The sequence below is a fragment of the Sulfolobus sp. B1 genome (assembly GCF_007050195.1).
In the GTDB taxonomy this organism is placed as follows: domain Archaea; phylum Thermoproteota; class Thermoprotei_A; order Sulfolobales; family Sulfolobaceae; genus Saccharolobus.
The window spans coordinates 1-2,502 of the sequence record NZ_QIMI01000175.1; the positions used below are offsets into that span (position 1 = coordinate 1).

The following is a 2,502-nucleotide window of genomic DNA, read 5'->3' on the forward strand; positions in this document are numbered from 1 at the left end:
GGATAAAATGAGAAAGGGGCCAGGAGATTATGATAGGAAAATTACAGCAAATGAAAGAAAAAGAATTAAGACTTAGATTATTTAGCGTCGATGTACTGAAGGAATTGAAGAACGTCTATACATATAAGGAACTATCTACCTTATTCAGCATTCAAGAAAGCCTAATATGCAGATATGTTAATGGTAGGACAATACCTAGCGAGAGACAAGCATTGGATATAGTCAACAAAGTAAAAAGTAAGGAATTTTTGTACAATTTTTTTATTGATAAAATTAAGATTTATGAAGATGATTATCTAGATGTTTCCCAACTTCTATTCTACCCTAATTTATTAAGACTTCTATTAGAAATATATTTAATGAGGAGTAGTATTATTCATAACGTTACTAAGGTTGTCGGTATTGCGTCTAATGGAATACCCTTTGCTACGCTGGTTTCATCAATTGTTGAAAAACCACTGGTCATCTCTAAAAAATATAAAGATTCTGTATCAATCCCTTATGTTGATGAAAGCATAAAGGAAGGTAATGGAATAGTTTCGAGCATCTATATAAGAGAGGATTATATTAGCAAGAAGGATAAAATACTAATAGTAGATGATGTAATCAGAAGTGGAAAAACACTACAAGCATTATACAATCTTGCGAAAAAGGTTAATGCTAAAGTTAGTGGAGCATTAATTATCGCTACGAATACAGACGAGTGGAAAAGAAAATTCTCAGATAGCGATAATAATATCACTGTTATTTTTAGAATATGAGCATAGCTAAAGTATATAAAAATGTATATTTAATCGGGGGTAAACTTATCGATAAAAACGATACTAATGCTTATTTAATTTATAATGAAAAAGAAGATTATTATACACTTATAGATACGACTACTGGAAGTAATATAGAATATATAATAGAGACGCTACTTGAGATCATGAAAGGAGAGAAAAAGTTAAAATTCATAATACTTACAAGTTGTAAGAAAGAGAATGCTGGGGGACTTAATACCCTATATAACTTATTTTATCCTATTACAATAGCCCATTTTCCAGATTCGTTAATGATAAGGCAGGGAGAATGCGAAAGGGAAAAAATTGTAAGTTCGCCTATATCGTTAGAGATAAAAGAGAGATATTTTGAGCTAAATGATATCAGAATATTTCTGACCAGAACACTTACAAAAGGCAGTATAATAGTCCTTTATCAAAACATTCTATTCACAGGAAGTAATACAAGATTATCTACATATGATCCAAACATAAAGTATATTTGTGATATTAACGAATGTAGGAAATGAGGTATAAAAATATGGTATTTGAGCTTGAATGTAATTCTTGTGGATTTTTTAGAGAAACTAAATATTGTCAGATACTGAAAATGGACGTATGTTACGAATGTTGTACATTATGTAAAAAAAAGGAATGAGTGTAACTTAAGGGTATGGTTTAAAAACATTATCCCTTATGATAAAAAAGGAGCTAAAAAAACGGTAACTGGTAGTACATTAGATAGTTTTTTAAAATAAATTATTTTATGTCACAAAACTCCTATATGTATTTGCATATATTTCAGACTGCTCTAATGTAGAAGCTACTCTTTTGTACTTTATCGCATCTCCTAACGAGTTCTCTCCATGCTCTTTAGTCCATTTTTCTAACGGTATTTGATACTCTTTTAAAACTTTGTCTCTATATAGGTCATTTAACACATTATAGGTACAGAATGGTATCACTCTACCATCTGGTACGACATAGTGAATATCACATCTCATCACTCTTTGTACGTCATAATTGTATAAATCCATGAAGTGCATCGTTCCTAGGAATAGAGTTCTGTAGTGCCATTCACCTAAAGCCTCGTAATTATGATGAACTATTATATTATATAGCATTTTATAAACATCGAAATCTTTTGGTCCGTTTTCCTTATCTATAAACTTTCTTATACTATATAATAACTTACTCGCAACCCATATCTTATTTGCGCCTTCTCTTAGCTCTTCTTCCTTCTCCTTAAGATATTCTAATAATCCCTCTAGATCGATAAATTTAGATATAGGTATAAAGTGAGGTTCGTGATCTTTCCATTCTACATAGACATAAGTTCCTGCTCCACAAACAGGATGATTAGCCATCTCGAATTGATCCTTTCCAGTTAATGCTTCAACTAGCCTTGAAAATACTACAGAAGTGCCTATCGGATACCAACTATCTCTAGTTATTTCCCCATTAGTTTGTTCTTCTATATTCTTAATAACTTCTGGGATTGTTATCCTAAACTTCGCTCTCATATTTCTCTTCATCATACCAGTTAAACTGACCGGTTGGAAGTTTACTGATCTTACTACATCCATATTTCTAGCTGCAAATTTCACAATATTACCTAAATCACTGTCATTTACAGTCTTAATTACCGTAGGAACTAGAACTACACTAGTCAATCCAGCCCTCCTGAATACTTCTAACGTATATGGTATTTCCCAATGATTCTTTGGATTAGTTTTTCTAG

The 2,502-nt window shown here is 31.5% G+C and carries 2 protein-coding genes and 1 pseudogene; 2 read left to right on the top strand and 1 reads right to left on the bottom strand.

The window, feature by feature from the left end; all coding sequences use genetic code 11:
• Positions 1–29 precede the first annotated feature (29 nt).
• Together DMP16_RS09035 and DMP16_RS09040 are read left to right on the top strand one after the other, a co-directional pair.
• Positions 30–761: a phosphoribosyltransferase family protein gene (locus DMP16_RS09035; protein ID WP_069282476.1), complete on the top strand. Its 732-nt coding sequence runs from the start codon at positions 30–32 to the stop codon at positions 759–761.
• Positions 758–1,291, top strand: coding sequence for an MBL fold metallo-hydrolase (locus DMP16_RS09040; protein WP_069282477.1), 534 nt, complete (start codon positions 758–760; stop codon positions 1,289–1,291). The genes DMP16_RS09035 and DMP16_RS09040 overlap by 4 nt, the downstream gene beginning before the upstream one ends.
• A 234-nt stretch (positions 1,292–1,525) precedes the next feature.
• Here the strand turns inward: DMP16_RS09040 and DMP16_RS09050 are convergent.
• Positions 1,526–2,502 (bottom strand): annotated as a pseudogene (locus DMP16_RS09050) (radical SAM protein); the annotation flags it as partial.

Excerpts from the sequence above, each read along its gene's own strand:
- DMP16_RS09035 (WP_069282476.1), top strand. The coding sequence starts at position 30 with ATGATAGGAAAATTACAGCAAATGAAAGAAAAAGAATTAAGACTTAGA.
- DMP16_RS09040 (WP_069282477.1), top strand. The coding sequence starts at position 758 with ATGAGCATAGCTAAAGTATATAAAAATGTATATTTAATCGGGGGTAAA.